Annotated in this window: 22 protein-coding genes and 1 tRNA gene; 7 read left to right on the top strand and 16 right to left on the bottom strand. The window is 59.3% G+C overall.

All coding sequences use genetic code 11. From position 1 onward, the window contains the following. Window positions 1–2 precede the first annotated feature (2 nt). The 3 genes from pgsW to pgsB are packed head-to-tail and all read right to left on the bottom strand — an operon-like array spanning window position 3 to window position 2,872. Entirely contained in the window at window positions 3–1,184 is a 1,182-nt protein-coding gene (pgsW, locus tag ACQK2L_RS18745; protein WP_425398566.1) for a poly-gamma-glutamate system protein, read from the bottom strand. Beyond that, complete coding sequence (pgsC, locus tag ACQK2L_RS18740) at window positions 1,181–1,651, bottom strand: poly-gamma-glutamate biosynthesis protein PgsC (RefSeq protein WP_425398565.1); 471 nt, start codon at window positions 1,649–1,651, stop codon at window positions 1,181–1,183. Before pgsC ends, pgsW begins: the two co-directional genes overlap by 4 nt. Next, entirely contained in the window at window positions 1,652–2,872 is a 1,221-nt protein-coding gene (gene pgsB, locus ACQK2L_RS18735; protein WP_425398564.1) for a poly-gamma-glutamate synthase PgsB, read from the bottom strand. A gap of 392 nt (window positions 2,873–3,264) precedes the next feature. On the opposite strand from pgsB, the gene ACQK2L_RS18730 reads away from it, so the two are divergent. From ACQK2L_RS18730 to ACQK2L_RS18720, 3 genes are all read left to right on the top strand, one after another. Then, window positions 3,265–3,768 carry a cupin domain-containing protein gene (locus ACQK2L_RS18730; protein WP_425398563.1) on the top strand — a complete coding sequence of 168 codons (504 nt, stop codon included), beginning with the start codon at window positions 3,265–3,267 and terminating at the stop codon, window positions 3,766–3,768. 80 nt (window positions 3,769–3,848) lie between these two features. Then, complete coding sequence (locus tag ACQK2L_RS18725) at window positions 3,849–4,016, top strand: DUF1501 domain-containing protein (RefSeq protein WP_425401105.1); 168 nt, start codon at window positions 3,849–3,851, stop codon at window positions 4,014–4,016. A gap of 288 nt (window positions 4,017–4,304) precedes the next feature. Continuing rightward, the gene (locus tag ACQK2L_RS18720; RefSeq protein WP_425398562.1) at window positions 4,305–6,869 is read left to right on the top strand and encodes a hypothetical protein; all 2,565 of its coding nucleotides are present in this window, start codon (window positions 4,305–4,307) and stop codon (window positions 6,867–6,869) included. A gap of 26 nt (window positions 6,870–6,895) precedes the next feature. Here the strand turns inward: ACQK2L_RS18720 and ACQK2L_RS18715 are convergent, their stop codons facing one another. After that, entirely contained in the window at window positions 6,896–7,267 is a 372-nt protein-coding gene (locus tag ACQK2L_RS18715; RefSeq protein WP_425398561.1) for a YybH family protein, read from the bottom strand. Between the two features lie 242 nt (window positions 7,268–7,509). On the opposite strand from ACQK2L_RS18715, the gene ACQK2L_RS18710 reads away from it, so the two are divergent. Beyond that, a tRNA-Arg gene (locus ACQK2L_RS18710) sits at window positions 7,510–7,583 on the top strand. 1 nt (window position 7,584) lies between these two features. Here ACQK2L_RS18710 and ACQK2L_RS18705 read toward each other — a convergent pair. The 3 genes from ACQK2L_RS18705 to ACQK2L_RS18695 form a co-directional block, all read right to left on the bottom strand. After that, window positions 7,585–8,754, bottom strand: coding sequence for a tyrosine-type recombinase/integrase (locus ACQK2L_RS18705; protein WP_425398560.1), 1,170 nt, complete (start codon window positions 8,752–8,754; stop codon window positions 7,585–7,587). Between the two features lie 122 nt (window positions 8,755–8,876). Next, entirely contained in the window at window positions 8,877–9,059 is a 183-nt protein-coding gene (locus ACQK2L_RS18700) for a hypothetical protein (RefSeq protein WP_425398559.1), read from the bottom strand. Next, entirely contained in the window at window positions 9,056–9,586 is a 531-nt protein-coding gene (locus ACQK2L_RS18695) for a hypothetical protein (RefSeq protein WP_425398558.1), read from the bottom strand. The genes ACQK2L_RS18700 and ACQK2L_RS18695 overlap by 4 nt, the downstream gene beginning before the upstream one ends. 385 nt (window positions 9,587–9,971) lie before the next feature. Here ACQK2L_RS18695 and ACQK2L_RS18690 point away from each other — a divergent pair, with 385 nt between their 5' ends. Then, the gene (locus tag ACQK2L_RS18690; protein WP_425398557.1) at window positions 9,972–10,658 is read left to right on the top strand and encodes a hypothetical protein; all 687 of its coding nucleotides are present in this window, start codon (window positions 9,972–9,974) and stop codon (window positions 10,656–10,658) included. 261 nt (window positions 10,659–10,919) lie between these two features. Here the strand turns inward: ACQK2L_RS18690 and ACQK2L_RS18685 are convergent, their stop codons facing one another. The 8 genes from ACQK2L_RS18685 to ACQK2L_RS18650 all read right to left on the bottom strand — a co-directional run bounded on the left by ACQK2L_RS18685 (window position 10,920) and on the right by ACQK2L_RS18650 (window position 16,082). Beyond that, window positions 10,920–11,111, bottom strand: coding sequence for a hypothetical protein (locus tag ACQK2L_RS18685; RefSeq protein ID WP_425398556.1), 192 nt, complete (start codon window positions 11,109–11,111; stop codon window positions 10,920–10,922). Window positions 11,112–11,127: 16 nt separating this feature from the next. Then, window positions 11,128–11,961, bottom strand: a complete 834-nt coding sequence (locus tag ACQK2L_RS18680; RefSeq protein ID WP_425398555.1) for a hypothetical protein — start codon at window positions 11,959–11,961, stop codon at window positions 11,128–11,130. Between the two features lie 165 nt (window positions 11,962–12,126). Next, complete coding sequence (locus ACQK2L_RS18675; protein ID WP_425398554.1) at window positions 12,127–12,330, bottom strand: hypothetical protein; 204 nt, start codon at window positions 12,328–12,330, stop codon at window positions 12,127–12,129. A 34-nt stretch (window positions 12,331–12,364) separates the two neighbouring features. Next, entirely contained in the window at window positions 12,365–12,793 is a 429-nt protein-coding gene (locus ACQK2L_RS18670) for a hypothetical protein (RefSeq protein WP_425398553.1), read from the bottom strand. After that, window positions 12,790–13,449 (bottom strand): hypothetical protein, encoded by a 660-nt coding sequence (locus tag ACQK2L_RS18665; RefSeq protein ID WP_425398552.1) that lies wholly within the window; start codon window positions 13,447–13,449, stop codon window positions 12,790–12,792. Before ACQK2L_RS18665 ends, ACQK2L_RS18670 begins: the two co-directional genes overlap by 4 nt. Window positions 13,450–13,570: 121 nt before the next feature. Continuing rightward, window positions 13,571–13,894: a hypothetical protein gene (locus ACQK2L_RS18660; protein ID WP_425398551.1), complete on the bottom strand. Its 324-nt coding sequence runs from the start codon at window positions 13,892–13,894 to the stop codon at window positions 13,571–13,573. Between the two features lie 259 nt (window positions 13,895–14,153). Beyond that, on the bottom strand, window positions 14,154–15,545 hold the full coding sequence (locus ACQK2L_RS18655; RefSeq protein WP_425398550.1) for a bifunctional DNA primase/polymerase: 1,392 nt from the start codon (window positions 15,543–15,545) through the stop codon (window positions 14,154–14,156). Between the two features lie 291 nt (window positions 15,546–15,836). After that, a complete protein-coding gene (locus ACQK2L_RS18650; protein ID WP_425398549.1) occupies window positions 15,837–16,082 on the bottom strand; it encodes a hypothetical protein in 246 nt (81 codons plus the stop codon). A 153-nt stretch (window positions 16,083–16,235) separates the two neighbouring features. Between ACQK2L_RS18650 and ACQK2L_RS18645 the strand changes: the two genes are divergently transcribed. Both ACQK2L_RS18645 and ACQK2L_RS18640 read left to right on the top strand, forming a co-directional pair. Further along, window positions 16,236–16,859 carry a phage minor head protein gene (locus ACQK2L_RS18645; RefSeq protein WP_425398548.1) on the top strand — a complete coding sequence of 208 codons (624 nt, stop codon included), beginning with the start codon at window positions 16,236–16,238 and terminating at the stop codon, window positions 16,857–16,859. Window positions 16,860–16,889: 30 nt separating this feature from the next. After that, window positions 16,890–17,735: a hypothetical protein gene (locus ACQK2L_RS18640; RefSeq protein WP_425398547.1), complete on the top strand. Its 846-nt coding sequence runs from the start codon at window positions 16,890–16,892 to the stop codon at window positions 17,733–17,735. A gap of 8 nt (window positions 17,736–17,743) precedes the next feature. Here ACQK2L_RS18640 and ACQK2L_RS18635 read toward each other — a convergent pair whose 3' ends face one another. Continuing rightward, entirely contained in the window at window positions 17,744–18,433 is a 690-nt protein-coding gene (locus tag ACQK2L_RS18635) for a hypothetical protein (protein WP_425398546.1), read from the bottom strand. Window positions 18,434–18,760 lie beyond the last annotated feature (327 nt).

Raw genomic sequence — 18,760 nt, 5'->3', positions numbered from 1 at the left:
CGCTACACCATCAGCTCCGCACCTTGCGGGGCGGAGTGAACTCGCAGTCCGCCATCGCTGCCACCGGTGCTGAGGTCGGAGAATTTGGTGCGGAGCCGGGCCCAGAGGTCGGTCCAAACGTAGATGCGAACCATCGCAAGCACCACGACCAGCAGCACACCGGCGAGCAAGCGGCTCGGGCGGGTGCTGGTGAATACTCCGCCATCGCCTACCGTGGGAAGCTCCTGCGGGGCGATGGGCAGGCCGTACGACTTGGCCAGCGGCACCGCGCCGGCCAAGTTGATGGTCGGAACGCCCTCGAGTGCGAATCGCGTCGCGACGCAGTCGACCGCTTCGGCGTCGGCCGGGGCGTCCTGCGAGAGACCACTGCCGAACGCCGTGCGGCCATCGGCGCCGTGGATGGAAGCGGCGCCGCCACCGACATTCACGTAGGCGGCGATCGGTCGGCCCGCTGCGGCGGATTGGTAGTGACTCATCCGCAGCGCGATCGAGTCGTTCAGTGTCTCGGGCATGAGTTGCTTGACGCTGCTGCGCTCGATCGATGCGGTGAGCAGCGATTGCGACTGGTCGGACATACCGCGAGCACGGTCGCCGAAGCCGCCCAGAGTAGCCGCCGAAGTGCGGAAGGAGATGATGCCTTGCTCGTACAACACACGTTCCATGTCGAGCCACAGCATGTCGGGCAGGTTGGCGCCGAACTGCGACGACGCGGCCGAGTGGATCACGATCGGCTCGGCTCCGATCGCGTCGATGGCGGTGAACAATGCGAGATTAAGAGCGGGGAACGACCCGGTGCAGCCCACTGCCACCAGGTCGCCCTCGCTCACCCCCGCTTGCTGCAGCAGTTCCACCGCAACTGCAGCAAAGTTCGGATTCACGCTGGTTTGTTTCGCTTCGAGATGCCCCGGCAAGCTAGTAACCGGCGTCATCGCGTCGCCAATCATGCCCGACTTGGCGGGATCGAAGCGGTGGTCGATGTCGTACCCGCGCTCCAAGCGTGCCTGGCGAATGGCTTTCATGCCGCGGTCGGCCAGTTCGGCAGCGACGATTTTGGTTTGCACGTCGCCATGGTGCTTCGTGACGGGAAAGTGCTCGAGGGCGAGCGTACCGCCGACGGCCACCAGTCCAATGGCGAACAAAGCGGCTTTGGAGATCTTCTGAGGTCGCCAGTAAACGCGTTTCATACCAGCACCTCCATGCCAATCACAACCAAAGCAAGCCGAACCACCGCCGAAGCAGTCAGCACGGTACCAAGTGTTTCAAACAGTCCCTGGCGATCGAACCACAAGGCGATCAGACCGGGCACGATGTATCCAATCACCGCGATGGCCGTGTCGGCCGTGGCCGAACTGGTCATGCCCATCGCCGGCATGGAGATCAACGTTCGCACCACATGGCCAATCACGAACCCAGTCAGGAGCATGAGCACGATGCGACGACGACCGTAGATAATGGCGGATTTCGACACCTGATGAACGATCAGGTAGGTAATCAAGGACACCATCAGCGTAAGCACGATATCCATCGGCCGATGAAAGTTCAAAGCGAAGTAGCCCGGCACGATCATGCCGCCGGCGGCCAGGCCGAACGCCTCGGTAAACAGCAGGCTAACCACCAGACCAAGTCCGATGGCAACAGTAAGGGGGTCCATTTAAGCGGCCTCCGCGTAGTCGGGGGTGGAGCGGCGGGTTTGGATGCCGCGGGAACGGAAGTAGTCGATGATCTGCATGCCCGGTCCAGCAATGTTGCCCATGCCCATGACCATGGCGCTGCGGTTGGCCTGCTGTTCGATGTTCTGAATGACGTTCTCGGCTGGAAGCCGTTCGGCGCTCAGCAACTGCGAGGGGTTCATGCCGTTGGCCAGGGCGCGGCGGGCGAACACGTCGGTCGCCGAGCCAACGAGAACATAACGATCGGCCGGTTGCCACTTGAGACAAGCGTCGGCCAGTTGGATGGAGCGGTCGGTGCGATCGGCCCGGCAGTTGAACAACGCGACGCGCTGATCGAACGCGGTGAACCTGCCAACGACCATGTTCCAGTTTTGTCCCGTCGATTCGGGATCGTTGGCCGCGAAACCGTTGACGAAAGCGATCTCCTTCTCATGTTCGCGAACCGAGTACATTTGCAACACGCCAGCATCCGGAGCGGCGTTCCACATGCCTTCTAGAGCCGTTTGCCGCGGCACGCCCAGGTCCTGGCACACCTTCAAGGCGAGGGCCACGTTGTCGGGGTGTTCGATGTGGGCGAAGCCCGAGAGGTCGCTCCAACTGATCCCGGCGACTTGCTCGTCGCCGATCGCGTTCACCTCGCTGCCACGATCGCGAGCGGCCATTTCGAACACGCCCAGGTGATCCTGTTCGGCGGTGTAGAATTTACCACGCACCGGCATGGTACCCGCCATCGCCCGGGCGACGTCCACCTCGGTGGGCCCCATCACGTCGAGGTGGTCGGCCCGGGCGTTGGTAACCACCCCGTGCGTGCTCTTGACGATTTTCATTTCGCAGACGCTCTGCAGTTGGGGATTGAGCGCCATGCACTCGATCACCAGCGCTTGCGCCTGGCAAGCCGCTGCAGCGCGCACCACGCGCAGTTGTTCGATGATGTTCGACCGCGAAGGTCGGTAGACAGGGTACTCGCTGCCATCGGGGAAGATCATCCGAGGCACCGTGCCCGTGGTCTTCGCACAAGTGGCGATGCCACCTGCACGCAGGCCAGCTGCGATCAGACGCGTAACGCTACTCTTGCCGCGAGTGCCGTTAACGTGAATGCGATAGGGGATCTTTCGCAACAGGCGATTATGCAAATGCGACTCGAGTACACCGAGTCCTGAAAGCAATGCCGATGCTCCGGCCAGAACGAGAGCGCCGTCCATGTATGGCTTCCTCCGTGAAGTCAGGCCGAGCGGACCATAGAACTGCTCGGCACACCGCGTGAGTGTCGCTCGTGTCACCCGATCCGTGGGTGCAAGCACTTTGTGCGACGCTTCACGTTAAAGCAAACATAATGCCAGAGTTGGAACTGCTAACAGAAAAAAAGGAATCTTGTTGGGCGAGCGCTGTTCACTGTGGCCAAATCGCTCGGTTTGTAGCGATCTGGCAAACTTCACCGGCGCCACGCCCGTACATTCAGAGAAAACGCTCCGCCCGGGATAAAGAGGGCGGAGCCTGCGGGTTGGTAAGAATTGCAAACCGCGTGAACCTCCCTTACAACCGTGACATCTCGTCGACGATAGCACGCTGTCTTACTCAAACCGCAATGGTTGCCATGCCACGAACACAAGAACAATGGATCGAAGAGCTCGACCTACAGCCGCACCCCGAAGGGGGTTGGTTCCGCGAAGTGTACCGCGCCAGTGAATCGATTCCCCACACAGCGCTTCCCGAGCGATTCACCGGCGAGCGGTCTTTCGCCACTTCAATCTACTACTTATTAGGGCCGGGCGACTTCTCCGCGCTTCACCGCATCCGCCAGGACGAGATTTGGCACTTCTACGATGGCACGCCGCTGGTGGTGGAGGTGATTCACCCAGACGGCGCGGCCGAACAGTTGAACCTCGGCCGCGACGTGACCTCCGGCGAGCTTCCCATGGGCGTGGTGCCAGCAGGTAGCTGGTTCGGCGCACGCGTCGCGACGGATGACGGGTACAGCCTCGTCGGTTGCACCGTGGCGCCGGGCTTCGACTTCGAGGACTTCGAAATGCCGCCGCGGGACGAGCTGCTCAAACAGTTTCCCCAGCACCATGAGTTGATCGAGCGGCTCACACGCTGACAATCGGCCTGCCGCTCGTATCGGAGAATACTTGTTGCTCCCATGGAGTTTCATAGTCAGTAGTTAGGTAGTTTCTCGAGCTGCGGTACCGCCCCGCCGAAAACCCGGTGCAACTCCGCGACCTCCACGCCACGGTGCTACTCCTACTGGGCCTCGAACACAGCCGCCTGGCCGTCGAATTCCAAGGCCTCCAACAGAAACTCACCAGCGTGAAACCGGCGCAGGTGGTTTCTGAGCTTCTGGCGTAGCATCCCTAGGGGCCATTGCGCAACTGCCGCGCAAGATTCTCTGCGAACCGCTCCCGCGCTCGGTGTGTCCTTCCGCCACACTCACTGCGGGCACTCCTGTCCGCCCAAGTTTGTAGAGGTAATGCCATGCTCGTTTCATCGCTCAGGCTCTCAAGAGCCTTCACGGTCCTTTGATCGTGGCGACCTAACTTCAGGTCGTCGCCAGCCGTGATACCAGTGCGCGCCGAATTCAGCGGACCAACGGTTCGCCGACTGCGGTCGCTGTACGCGATGAAACAAGGCAGTACCATGCAACCTCTCAAGAATCGAAAATATCCAGGTTCATTCCTGGCACGCCAGCGTTCCATTGCGCGCACGCTGCATGCGCGAGTCTATGCCGCTGCGGATGGCCGGCTGCTGCTGGTGCGTGGCAATCCCAACGCGGAGCAGATGCTGCGCTATCTGTCACACTTGGACCAGAGCAAGTCGCACCTCATCACACCCGCTGATCTGGGAATCTCGCGAGAAGCGGTCGATGAGCTTACCGATGCGCAACTGGCTAGTGCAAGCCATGCGCTGACCAAATGGAGTCGCCTGCTCGAAGCCGGGCCGCACAAACAACGCCGCAGCGACCGCTACCGCGCCGAAGTGCGCGAGATCGCTACGCTCCAGAGCCGCCTGCGTCAGCTCTACGAGTGGAAGCGGTGGGCGGCCACGGACGCGCCGGCCGAACAATCGCCATGGTTGCTCGACAACCGGCAAGAAGTGCAACTGGCCCGCATCGTCGACCATGAACTGGCATCTGGCGACTCGCTGCTGCGTCTGGATTGGCTGGCGCGCCTGGTGTTTTGGACCGCAGGTGGAAAAGCGACGAGTCGCTTCTGCGGTGCGGCAAAGCTACTGCTCGACGAGAGCCCCGAGGTGGAATCGCGTCGCATGCTGCGGGCAACGCTGGCAAAGCTGCACGTCTGGCACCAACGGGCGCCGCTTGAGCGTGCGCGGAGCATCCAAAGCGAGATCGAGCATTGGATCGCCGAATTGCCGCCGCGTGTGGTGGCGCGAGCGGGAGTGTCGGCGAAGCTCAAGGGGCAGTCACTCCAGCAGCGGCTGGAGCAACAGATTTCGCACTGCAAGCAAGCGATCCGCGAGTGCAACGACGGTGGCCGGCACCGCATGGCCGCGGCACTCGCCACGCTGGTGACCACCGACAACGCTACCGCGCCTGTGCCGCAGCAACTGGTACGCTACTGGATCGAGGAAAACCACAGCGCCACCATGACGAGGTCCATCGAAGAGCTGCTGCAGCAGTGCAAGCAACCAGGATACGACCGACTGCTGCAAGTGATGGATGAGATGGCGGAGCCACCGATCGACAGCATGCAGTTTGTCAGGGAACAACTCTGCATGTCGCAACGGGTCGAAGACATCGAATGGGCCATCCGCTGCGAGTTGCAAAGCCAACTCTCCCCAATGAAGTTACGCGCCAGTGGTGCACGCCACCTCGCAAGACAAATGAAGAGACTTGGTATCGACCTCCCCCAATCCGACTTGAGATACATGCTGACAAAATCGGACACGCTCGAAAGTTTTCAGGTACTGCGTGCGGTTGTGGATTGGTTCGCCGCGCTTCCCACCGCGGTACGCACACCTCGGCTAAGTAGAGTTGTGTCGACCTCATTGTTCGATAACCTGCTGCCTGGACTGTCCTTTGCCGACGTGCGTGAGGAGATTAGGCAGTGGATCCAGTTGGTCGGGACGCCGCGAGGCTTGGAGTCGTGCGACGTGCAGAGCTGGACTCAACGGATCTCCAACATCCAACTAGCGATGGGCCGACCGGCGAAGCTGCCTGGCAAAGCGCGCCGACTGCTGGACGCCAAGCGCCTACGACAGCGGGAGCAAAACTATCTGCGCAACTTGGAAGCTGAAGGAGTGGCAACGCCTCCGCAGATTGCGCGGTTGCGACATCTCAGCGGCGAAGGTCCGACCCCGTCGCGGCGGCACCTCTCAAAATCGCTGCGGGCGGCGCAAGACGCTTTCGCACACGTCGCCTTGGATGCATTTCAGAGAGCCGTTCGTCAGGGAACGCGAACAGCACTGGTCGAACCATTGGGGCGGCTCCTCACAACCGCGTCGACGCGCCGCGTGATGGAGTTCGCAGATTGGCAACGCAGCATGACCACGCCCGAGCGACAACTCCTCCAGCAACTATTGCAAGCGCACCAGCACCACGGCAGCAACTACAAACGACACCTGGCGTTGAACCGAAAGTGGCTCCAGCAGGCGCGTGCACGCGGAATGAACGTCGACGACTGGCTCGCAGGTAGTGCCTCGGCAGTGAATGCAGGGGGAAGATCGCTCCGCATCGAAGTCGCCTCGGATCCGATGGAGATCTTTCTGATGGGAACCTACTTCGGCACCTGCCTGAGCCTCGGGAGTGCAAACCAATTGGCGGTGCTGGCGAACGCCACGGACGCCAACAAGCACGTGATCTTCGTCCGCGACAACCGCCAACGAATCGTGGCCCGGCAACTCATCACGATTAGCGACCAATACGAACTGTTGGGTTACTACTGCTACGTAAACGAAGCTAGCAGCAACCAGGAGAAACGTTATGAGGTAATTGCAGCGGTGGCCGAGTTTTGCGGCCGCTTGGCGCGGCGGTGCGGTGTCTCCTTGGCAAATAGTGGTGAACCGGAAGACCTCGGCGATCACTTCTGGTATGACGACGGAACTTACGAGTGGCACTCGGCCTCACAAGTAGCCACGAAGCCGCCGCGGCAAACGCCCAAGACTACGTCAATACTGGTGTATGCCGATGGGATGGCCGAATCGCCGATGGGGAGATGCGTGGAGTACGCCGAACTGTGCGACTAGCGCATGCCACGCGGAGTCGTTCTTCGCTACGGCAGATCGGAGTTAAAAATCGACACCGAGACCTTCCATGCGCCGTCCGCTTGGCGCCGCAAGACGTTGACGAACTTGCCTTGCTCAGGCGGGTCCGCGCCTTCGATGGCATACGTGCCTATCTGATAGGCCAGGTCCCCCTCCGCATCGTACTCGATCAGCTGGTTGGTATGCGTGCCACCGGTGGATTGCTCCATTCGCGATGCGTACAGCGCTTCGAATGCCGCCCTGCCACGGATCATCGGCTGGCCAGGCGGCAGCAGCACGACATCCTCAGTGAAGAACGCCGCACAACCTGCGGTGTCCCCGCGATTGAAAGCCTCGTTGTAGGCGTCGTCGAAAGCTTCCAATTCCTGCTTCAGATCCATGGTTCTCCCCTTCGTTCGCAGCGATGGATTGAGTTTAGGCCCCCGCAGTTTAGTAACTTCCGCACCGGACCTCCAGCACGAAACGACCAACCCAGGGGCGGAAACGAGTTTCGCCTGCGCGGCCTGTGCAAATTCAAATTGGACAAGAAACCGAACTTCACCTTACTACAACTGGTCTATGGAAGGTCGTCAGTTTTTGACGTATGATGCTTGTGGTACAAGTGCTTACCACTTGCAACCACGCGCCCGTAGCTTAGTCGGATAGAGCAGCGGACTTCTAATCCGCAGGTCACAGGTTCGAATCCTGTCGGGCGTGCTTATTTTGCCGACCTTTTCTGTGGTCGCTTCTCCCTGGTTGGATCGGTGGTACCTGAAATGGTACCTCGCGCAGCCCATAGCTCGCTGGCGGTCATTTTCGCATTCTGTTGCACGTAGTAGGTCATCGTCGTTTCGATGCTCTCGTGTCGCATCAGCTCTTTCAACGTGGCCGGCATGACCAGCTTCGACCATCGCGAACCGAACGCGCGGCGAAGATCGTGCGCGGTTGCTGTCTTGCCCTTGGCGGGATCCGTGACCACGCCGGCGGCCTTGCCGATGCGACTGATTGTCTTGCCTATCTTCAGCACGTGCCGCGCGAGCGGTTCGCCATTCTTGCGCTGCGGGTTGAACACGTACCCGGCCGGCCGCTGGTGTGGCTCGAGGAGCTCCACCGCTTCGGGTGCTAGTGGTACGTGCTGGACCTTGCCCGACTTCTGCGACTCGGCGTCGAACGCCAGGACGCTCTGCTTGCCGTCCAGGGCGACGGATACGCCGCCGGCCTGATGATCCCACCGCAACGCCATGGCCTCGCTGAGACGCAAACCAGTGGCCCACAGACCGCGCAAAAGGAATCGCCACGACTCGGCGGCCTCTTTGCCGACCACGCCCTCGGTGGCCGCGAGCATTCGCTCGAATTCCTCGGTGGTGATCGGTCGGCCCTTCATGCGTTGGGCGCTCGACTTCCGTGGCATGTCAAACTTGGGCACCTTCGGTAGCATATCCTGATTGTGCGCCCAGCGTGCGATCGCCTTCAGGTGGCGCAGGTGGCGTGCGATGCTGGCCTCGGTCAGCTTCTGCGATCGTCGCAGCTCGGCGGCGAACGCCGACACTTTTGCGGTCGTCAGATCGGCCAGTCGCTGAGGGCGGCAAAGGTTCTCGAATGCATTGAACGTTGCGGCGTAGTTCGTGACGGTCGACGGTCGCTGAGCACCTCGCTTTGCCTGTTCCCAGTGCCAGCGGAAGCGCTCCCACGACATGCGGCTCGATTGCTGATACCGCCCCTCTTGCAACTCGGCTTCCCACTTCGCGGCCTTCTTCTCGGCCTCCCGTTGCTTGCTGGTGCCCGTGGTGCGTTGAACGTGCTTGCCGGTTAGCGGGCACTTGTACCGCATCACCAGGTTGGTGCGGTCGGGATACTTCACAACGTGAACTTTGATCGTCTCGTGCATGGCTATCTCCAAGGTACTTGGTATCGGATTCGGTCGTTTGCGTCGATTCTGAGGCGTCTGGTGGCTGCCACTTTGGCAATAAGAGCCCGCCGCCGCGATGAACGACGGCGGGCGGTGGGAAGTTACAATTGAGAGAGTACAGGGAACGAGTACCGCGGTCGCATCGACTTGCGCGGTCTCAACCGTCGGAACTCAGCGCATCGCTCTGCGATCTCCTCGGGCGTCGGCAGATAAGTCGGCGGCGTTACGTTCGACTTCGGCGGCTGGTTTTCAATCTGGCGGGCGTACTGATCGGATGGCTTCATAGCTCACCGCCTTCCGACAACGTCCAACGTTGATCGAAGTCGTCCAGCTCGCGAACCTCGTCGCAATTGACGATCATCGCGATATGGTCGACCAGATCGTGCGGATGCACCGGCTCGATGTTGTCCCACTTCGTTATCGGCGGGAGCTTCACCGCTTCGGGTAGCTCGCGTTCGAGCTGCCGTTGCTGCGGCGAGGATGCTGCGCGCTCTTCGCTCGATAGATGCTTGTCGAGCCGGTAGCGCCGACGAGCTTTCGCGCCGAGCTTCCGGTCGCGCTCGCAACGCTTGCAACGGTCGCCATTGTGCCACTGGTGGCACACTTCGCAGTAGGTCTTACCGCGGCGGGTCGGTACGCTGCTGATCTTTCCGACCATGTTCTCGCCGCTGAGGATGCGACCGACGGTCTTGAGAGAGAGCCCAACGTCCGCCGCGATCTGCTTGCGCGGCGTTCTCGTGCCATCCAAGCGTTTCACCTGGGCGACGTGCTCCGAAGTTACGAGTGTCTTAGAAGCGATTGCAGTAGCCATCTTCGGCTAATCCTTCCTTGGACCGGCAGAGCGCCGGATCCATAAAAGAAAGCGCGACCGCGCACAGGCTTTGCTAGGCGGGTACTAAGCCGCCCGGGGCCCTTACGGGTACCCCAAACCTGAGCGCGGCCGCGCTCTGTTTTTAGTACAGAATTCAGCAAGTTTAGTACTCCTCGGTTGCCGTCCGCGGGGGTGCCGCGGTCGACGGGGTTTAGCACCCGTTATTGTGCCACGCCCGCCGCTGGCGTCAACTCCAGTTCCACCCCATTGGCGGGGTGTCGTTTACCGACACCTGGGGCGGTTCGACTGGAAAATCCACCGTTTCGGGTCTCCAATATCTGTTGGTCCGCAGCGAATGAATTGGTTGGAAGGAGAACACTCTGAAATGTTTGATTTGATAGCCCCATTTGTGGGGACGCACTTTCCGTGGATCGCTGCGCTAGCCGCCGTCGTAGGTTTTGGGTTCAGCATCTGGCAGGACCACACGAATGAACCCAATCGCGAACGATTTGCCAAGAAGGTGAAGAATATCGCTCTTGCAGTCGCTTCACTTGCGGGCTTGGGTAGCGCAGTGGTGCAGCCATACCTGGCGGGTGTGGCGGAAGACAAGCTGGAGGCATCGCAGAGTGCTTTTCGAGTAAAACAGGACGAACTAAATGACAAGCAGGACGATTTGCTCGACGCTCAGGCCTCGCAAATTGATCAGCTGAAGTCCACCAACGCGCTTCATCAGGAGAATAACGCCCTGCTTAAGAAGAATGGCGAACTGCAGCGAGAGCTTATTAACTACGAAACTGGCGGTGATGGGTTTTTCTATCTTCATTTTGCCAGGGCCAAACGAACGGGAGAAATCGAAGCCCGCCTTTGCGTTTCCGGACGATACCCGATTTCCAATATCAAGGTGCACATCACTGACCTTGATAAGAAGCTAGCGATGGAAAGAGAGGGGCGAACTTATAAAGAAATCCGCGCGACCTGCACTCGCGAGCAAGACTTTAGTCAAGTCTGGCCTAACGCCCCTCTTGTATTCAGTAGATGGCCAAACCACACTCATTCGAACTCCAGTTATTAAATACGCTGATCCCGGCATCGGCCCCGGCGAGCTCATGCAAATAGATGCTCCAGGCACGTATGCCTTGCACTCGATGATGGCAGACATCGATCGACCGATCATTCCACCAAAGCCATCAGATGTCGTAGAATCCCTGCGATGGACTCGCTGGTTTCCGCTTGTTATCAACATGAGCCAAATTCTGCGGTGACCGCGCGGCGGCCGCTGACGCTCTGTCCCGCGCGGGTCGGGCCGACGCCCTGGGTTCAAGTTGTCAAAGATCTACGCCGGCAGTTCCCAGCCGATCGCCTCGGCGTCGACCACCGGGATCTCGACCCGCGGCGGCTTGTCGCCTTCGCCGACGATCCGGCGTTGCCGCTCCACTTCACCCCGGCCTGGATCTCCGCGCACGCCGTGGCGATCTCCTCGGGCGTCGGCAGGTAGTGTGGTTCGCCTTGGTTCATCGGTGCTCATTGCCTGGCGTCGCACGCTAGAAGCCCAACACGCTTTCGAAGTCGGCCGACTCGTAAATCGTTTCGACGTTCACCTGGGCAACTGCCGGCAAAATGCGGCCATCTATGAGAAGGCTCCTATTGTAAGCCCAGATGTACTCCCATCCCCCTTTGTCGATGCCGGTTACATCGCCAATCGTCAGGCCCGTTCGGTTGGCAGAAAACATAAACTCTGCGTCAATCGCAAAATTATCAACGTCGCGCTGCGCGAACGACACCGAATTACAGAGCAAAGTGCCAATCGCACGCGAGCGGTACACCTCCGAATTGATCTTGCCGACGAGCTGCTCGCACGCGTACTGATAGGCTGGTGTTATCGTGGCTGCCGGCAGTACGTTGGAAACGCTTAGCACGTTTTGAGGAACGTAGATATCGACCCCCGCCACGTTGTTGTCTTCGTCCACGCCAACTTTACCTTTGAAGTCTGTTGGCGTGCCCGGCGTCTCGCCATCTCCAACCCACCATGGTGCCGGATAGGGTCGCGTTGATTGACTGTGCTTGATGTTGACCGTGGTAGCAGAACCCCGCGCGCTTACTCGCACTTCATCAACCGCCTGCGCGGGGATTGGGAGTTGATGCAGACCGTAAGAAACCTCGCCCACGTAATAGACGGTATCGCCGACGTTTGCGATCTCGTCGCAAGACGCGTCGGCGATCACGAGTCCCGAGATCGAGTCGGCCGCGGTGTTGAGCAGATACGTATAAACGTCCGTTTCGCTCTCGCCCTCGGTCCCGGTGATCGTATAGACCCGACGCGCCGACCCGTTGCCGCGTTGCCGTTCGCCTGCTCGTTCTGTGTGCGAAAGTGCCATGAAATTGCCTCTAGAATGTTTGAGTGTTGTGATACTAAGCCGCGCTACCGGCAGCCGCCTGAAGGATCACAAAGCGGCGGCATGCTTTCGCGCGGCTGGCGGACGATCAGATCGTTCGAGCCGACCGACCTCAGGTACTACCGGCCGGCTCGCCGCCGATGAAAACTAAACGCGCCGAATCAGGCGGGTGAGTCGGGTTAGCTTGCCAGGTCGCGATCGTGCTGCACGTCGTCGCCGCTCTTGATTGAGGCGACGTTGGCGGCACATTTCCGCAAACTGCTCGTCCGTGATCTCGGGTGCTTTGGGGGCCGGCTTGGGGTTCTTTTTGCCGAGGGCTGAAAAGCCCTCGTTGTTGAAGTTCAACTTCATAGCTATGTTTCCTGTAAAAGGTGGATGGTGCGGTCTACAATTCCGCGTTTCGGTTCTTGGTCCACGCGAGCCAATCGCGTATCTCTGGCGTCTCTGGCAACTGGTTTACTAGCTCGATCGCCGCATCGATCTCGCGGTTATCGAGTCCCAGCAGCGGCCTCGCGCCGACGCGGCGCTTTGCCACTTCGGCTAATCGGCCGATGATCGCCAGGTGGCCCGGTAGCAATGCGGTGTTGCCAAAGCCAAGTTGCTTGGTGATGCGATCGACCATCATGCCCCGGGCATTTTGTTGCAGTTGTTCGGTAGTCACTTGTGCCTCCAGTTTCTCGCGGCCGTGGCCGGTTCGGATGTATCGGATTGCCTCGGTTTGGTCCCAGTGCGGTGCCAAGTCGAGCACTTGTTGCAGCCGCTCGGCTTGTTCGGCGTCGGCGGGTGCGATCGTTACGTCGGCGATCGAGGTCATATGGCCGACCCCATCAGGCCGCACACTTCGGCGAGGTGGCGATTTTCGCCGCTGTACGTTGGCCACTTGATCCGGGCCGCCGACTTCGGCGGCAAGTGCTTGGCCAGGGCTCGAACTTCGGCCAGCGCCGCGGCAGCGCGGTTGGCGGCGGCGAAGGCCTGCAAGCACTCGACCCGCTCGTCGACGAGCCGCATCAATCGCTGGTTGGCCGCTTCACTGTTGTGCCAGCCGCCGGCGACCGCGTAGACGTCGATCCCGCGGTCGCGGAAGTCTTGAATCGCCGCCTCGCGGATCTGCTGGTAGGTCGCAGCCGAATCGTTGCCGTGCTCGGCGAACAACGGCACCAGTTGCTTGGCAAGCTCGTGGCGAGCCCACAACTGGCCGAGAAGCGACTCGACAAGCTCGGCCCGTCGATCGACCAGCTCGGCGCCGCGCTTGCGGAGCGTCGCGATCGAGGCCTTGCCAGCTCCCTCGACAAGCGATCGCTCGGCCGCGTGCTGGCCCTCGATCTCGGCCTCGGTGGCGGTGGCCGCCACGTGGTAGGCGTCGATCAGCGACTGAGCCTCGGGGATCGACCGGGCGACTCGCTCGACAAGCTCGCCGAGGCGGAGCGAATTGCTGCGGGGTGGGGTAGTCTGCGGGGTTTCAGTGGTCATGGTTAGATCGTTGCTCCAGTAAATGTACGGAAAGTGTGATAATGTGGCTCTTCCGTTGGGGGTCGAAAAAAAACTCGACGAAAAAAGAACCTAGGCGGGTTGCCGCATTGATGTCTTTACCCTAGCACGGACTGAACGGGTTGATCGTCGTGGTGACGCCTTCAGGCCACGTGCGGTTGTACGAGTAGTTGACGTACTGCCAGGTCCAAGCGGCTTCGAGCTGCTGCTGTGCCTCGCTTAGGTGGCTTGGCCCGGTTTCGGCCATGCGGCTCTGATCGCCGACCGTCGTGCTGACGCGAGGACAACTGGCGCGCCGAATGGCGTTGATCTTCTCCACCGCTGCCTCGATCGCGGCCCAGCCCTCTGGCGTGCTGGGATCGAAGCCCTGTTCTTCCAGCGTTGGCCGTGGTGGTGCACCAGGGGGGCTGAGAATCCTGTTCGACATAATTCACCTCCGTGTGGTTACTTGAATCTACCCTCGCCTATACGCGAGGAAAAACACTATCGCCCCGACGACTCGCGGGACTGTTTGTCGGATAGCAGACTGGTACACCTGGTGCGCTGGGCAAAAGTGGTCCAGCGCACCGCCGAGCGCACCAGAAAATGCATTGGAACAGGGGAGAAACACCACTGGTGCGCTCGGTCCCTCGGCATTTTGAAAAAACGCACGATGAATTTTTTTCTCGCGTATAGGGTGTACCGGACTACCCATCGAGCATCTCCTCAAGCTTGGCCAGGTTCTCGGTGGTGCACACCTTGAAGCTCATCCGCTTTCCGCCGACCCGCGGCCGGTACTCTTGATCGATGCCAGCGGCCTCGACCGCCTTAATCAACTCGGCACGCGTGATCTTGTCGGCGCTGAGGTGCATATCCTCCCACACGGTGTTGAATTTGAACGTAATCCCGACATCGGCCACTCTCACTGGTCGTCCGTCCTTCATTGGCTCGTCGCGGTCGAAACACTGCGACAGAGCGTTGTATAGATGCTCCGCGACAACGAGGGATCGCTTCATTTCCCGCGGTGCTGCGACGTGCGAGGCAGCGTTGTAGAGCTGCGGGAGCGTTGCGCTCTTCCACTGCTTGAGAAACAGCGAGGGGAGCATGTAGTCGGCTTGACCGAGCACACGCTTGGCCAGCCGGGTTGGGCTCATCAGATCATCTTCCGAGAGAACAACGTACCCCTCCCACCTTGACGAGTGCAACCGGAAAGTCCTCGGATCGGAGTCGACGATCTCGAGCCGCAGGTCGCCCCGCTCATCGCCGCGGGCGATCTGCTCGGGTTTGAGTGGCAGTACAGCAGCTTCGCCCGTCCTGCGCTGGATCTCGCGGCGGTAAATGCTCTCAAACACCTTGCCGAGTTCGCCCTCATCGAGCGGGGGCCTGTTGCGTGTGTTCCATCCGGTTGCAGCGTCGCGCACGAACCGTACTGCCGCGTCGCTGAGTTCAGGAAGCCCGCGAAGTCGTTCGCCAATGTAGCGTGCCGCGGCGTCGTTGCGACCGCCTTCGACCACGCCTTGCGAAATATCCACCAGATCGCGAGCGTCCGAGCCGTTGATTGCTGCAATCTCGGCAAGCTCCGCGTCGCCGACAAGCCCGTCGATGACCCACTGCGGCGGCAATGGTAGTCGCTCGGGCGAAACGTCGAGCGGATCGCTAAGCCACTTGTACCCGCCGTTGGTCAACACGCTCGGCGGCGCAACGATGTAACCACCATCGGCGCGGGTGTCGACTTTGGGGGCTAGCTTGCTAGTAGTGTTACCCCAGGTGCCAGGCGGTTGCTGGAACAGATAGTGGCGGCCACCGCTCGGCGTCTGTGTGTATGGCGCGACCGAAAGCTCGAGCATCCTGTCGGCGTTGCGTAGCAGTGAGTTATCGGCCCCGTCGATATCGACCACCAACAGGCCGGCAGTTGCGATCGCGACATTCGCGTCGGGGGTATGTCCCCACCATCGCTCGATCTGCTCTACGTCGCCCGTGGCGTCTTTGCAGCCGTTCTTAGTTGCCGGCACCTTCGCACCGGGCTTTAGGGGAAACACCCGAAAACCAAGATCGGCATACTCGGCCGCCGCATCGACGGCGTTTACTGTTGCTGTCATTGCGACCCCCAGCGTTCGAGCAGAACGCGTAAGGCCGCGCGTCGCCGCTTTGCCGCCCAGCGTGCATAGAACCGATCGTGGCCGAATTGACGCTCGAAAGCGCGCGTGGCGGCGATAATCGCGAGAACCTCGTCACGCGAGGCCGCTTTCCGGGGGCTCGCTTTGGCCTGTTGAATTATTTCCCGAATCTCGTCGGGAACCGGGTCGAAGTTTGATACCATGGATCCATCCATTTGCTCGAACCGCGTCGAGGCGAAGCCCAAAATTGCCCCGGCGCGGTTTTCTCGTTTCCTACGCGAATGCCAGTTGCTTCTCCGCAGCTTGCGCAGCGGCCACGTCTTTCAGATACTGGATGCCCTCGGCACCATCGACGTAGACACGTCGGCCAACGTCGTGAGTGGGGAGCTCGACTCCGAGAGTGGCGGCGCGGGCGACAGTAGTGCGGCCGATGCCGGCCGCTCGCAAGAATTCCTCGATCCCGTAGAGCAAACTAGGATCGACGGCGGGTCCGTTTGTAGTTGCTTTTCGTCTTGCCATTGTTGGCCTCCCGGTCTAGCCGGTTGGCCAAACGAAAAAACGGCATGGCAACCGGCGTTAGATTAACGCTACGATTCCCATGCCGATCTTGTCATTCTGGCATTTGGGGTGCCCAGCGGTGGGCTATATGCATTTTGTTAGACGAGGTAAACGATGGCCCCAGCGCTCAAGCACGCGTACACCATGCCCCGTCAGTCTGTATGCTACCAATCTCTTTTGTCTTGTCAAGGCATTGCTGGGGCAATGTTAACTGCTCCCTATCCGCACCGGGGTAAAAGCACAAGCAGCAAAGTGGTACCTCAAATGGTACCTCGCACCGCTCTGGTACCTAAATTCTCGACGATGAAACGCGCGCCGTTCTCGGTGTTTTCAACAGTTGGGGAACAGTTGAGCAACTCCGACGCGACTTCTAATCCGCAGGTCACAGGTTCGAATCCTGTCGGGCGTGCTAAGAAGATCAGAGAAGAGCTAGGCGGCACGATGGCCAGACGTCGTGCACTGCGGATCAGCAGGACCGAGACCTCCTCTGCGATGAACAGCGGGCACGACTCTGTGTACCAGCAGCTTGAGCAGGATGGCAGCATTCGTGGGAAACATTGGCTTGCCATCGCAGACGACGATGTTCGTCACACTCATATCGACAACGATGGCGTAGTCGTCAGAGCAGCCGAAAGCTTCCAGGTGGGCGGGTTCTCGGCACCGTGGCCGGGGCATTGGAGTTTACCTGCACAAGAGCGGGTACATTGTAGGTGCACGACGATAGCTTTGCTAACATGAGTGTTTGCCTAACCTAGGAGGCGACGAACCATGCAGCCACCACCGGACTGGGTCCGCAAGTCTGTCATCTTCATTGGCTACGAAAGAGATGAGGATCTGAGGATCATTGGGACAGGTTTCTTTATCGCAGTGCCATGGACTGACAACCCAGACGATGGTCACGCTCACTATGTGGTGACCGCAAAGCACGTAGTTGAGAGCATCGAAGCTAGGTCCACTAAGGGCCAAGCAATCCTGCGACTTAACAGTCCGAAAGGCGGGATGAGAGTTGCCAAATATCCGGTTTCTCGGTGGATACATCATCCAGAAGAAAGTGCCGACGTTGCGGTCCTGCCCATCAATGTCGGGAAGGATGACCATCGTTCAATCCTACACACTGAACTCTTGACTGACGAAAAAACGAGCGAGCTGGAGGTTGGACCGGGAGATAACCTGATCTTTCCCGGCCTGTTCGTTCACCACAAAGGCGAATCGGCAAATATTCCCATTATGCGAATGGGAAACATCGCAGCTATGCCAGAAGAGCCGGTTCACACCTCCCGTTATGGCAAAATGGATGCTTACCTCGTGGAGGCCCGTTCGATAGGCGGCTTCAGCGGCTCGCCAGTTTTCTTGCACATGGATGGACCGCGTGCATTACGAACAGGCCCTGCGTGGAATCAACTAAAGCTGCTCGGATTGATCCACGGTCACTACGATGGCGACCTCGGTCACGACACATTAGAAGACATTATGCTGCCTCCAGGTCCCCCATCAATCAACATGGGAATCGCCATTGTAACACCAGCTGAGAAAATTCTCGGCTTGGTGAATTCGCCTATTCAGGTTGAGAATAGACGCAAGAACTTTGAAGAAGCAAAGGCTAGGGAACTGTAATAGCTGACCTAATCGCATTCGGGGGAAAACTTCATCGTCACTGTTTGCCCCTTCCATGGAGGAGACCAGCCCAACAGGAGCGTTGTCTTAAAACGTCCGTCGCGAGACCAAAACACCAACTCACTTGGACGGTGCACCGCACCTACAAGAGCATTCGGCTCTGGGTTACTTGGTGGCCGTGAAGTAGTCAGTACGAACTGGAACCCCGTGAGCATCACACGAGCCCCACAAACCGTGTAAAGCGGATTACTAGATTCTCGCACAATTAGCGATACACCTGCTTCAGCTAGTTCACCTCGACGAGAAATGTACAAACCGAGGCCGTCTTCGAACGCCCCTTTTCCAAAAAGGATATCGAGCAACCATGACGGTGCGTTGAGTTTGGGGAACTTTATTGATTTGTAACGAGCAAGTCCGGCCCCACCAAACCCGAGCAAGCACTTCAGAAACCATCGTTCTAAATCGTGACCATTGAATCCGTACACAGTTTCACTTTTCGTCTCTCCGCCAAACGTCAGTTTCTGAAAGAACCGATCGGCAAGTGTATCGAGAGGGGAAAGAGCAGAGTTGTGGTACATGCAGAGCGTTTTTGAGTTGAAGTTTGCGACCGAGGTTTGAACTGGTACCCCTTCTGGTCCTAGACCCATGACCTCAAGACTGCCGTCAAGGCTAATCGCATCCAAAACACATCGACTCAAGAAATGTTCACGACTTAGCTTCTTTGAACAACCCCCTAAGGCCGAAGCGTAGCATTTGGGATTGCGATACGAGCCGCCCAAAGTGGGGATAGTCGTCTGCACCGGAGTTGGGAGGAACCTCCGTTCTTTCGACAGGCAGGTACAGTCTTTTATAAGCTTTCCGCTTTCGCAAGGGCACGGATCGAGATTAATTCTTAGAGTTGTCATCCTGTATATTATGGGCATTAGTTCTGCGGGTGTCTCGACACCTATACCCAGCCACAGACGGACATTCCGGGCCATTATGAGGTTCGGCCCTAGTCCGAGCAGACACTGTAAAACACGGTG

The sequence above is a fragment of the Aeoliella sp. genome, assembly GCF_965227375.1.
Lineage (GTDB): Bacteria > Planctomycetota > Planctomycetia > Pirellulales > Lacipirellulaceae > Aeoliella.
Note: the sequence above shows the minus strand (reverse complement) of the source record. Positions and strands in the feature narration are given on the sequence as shown.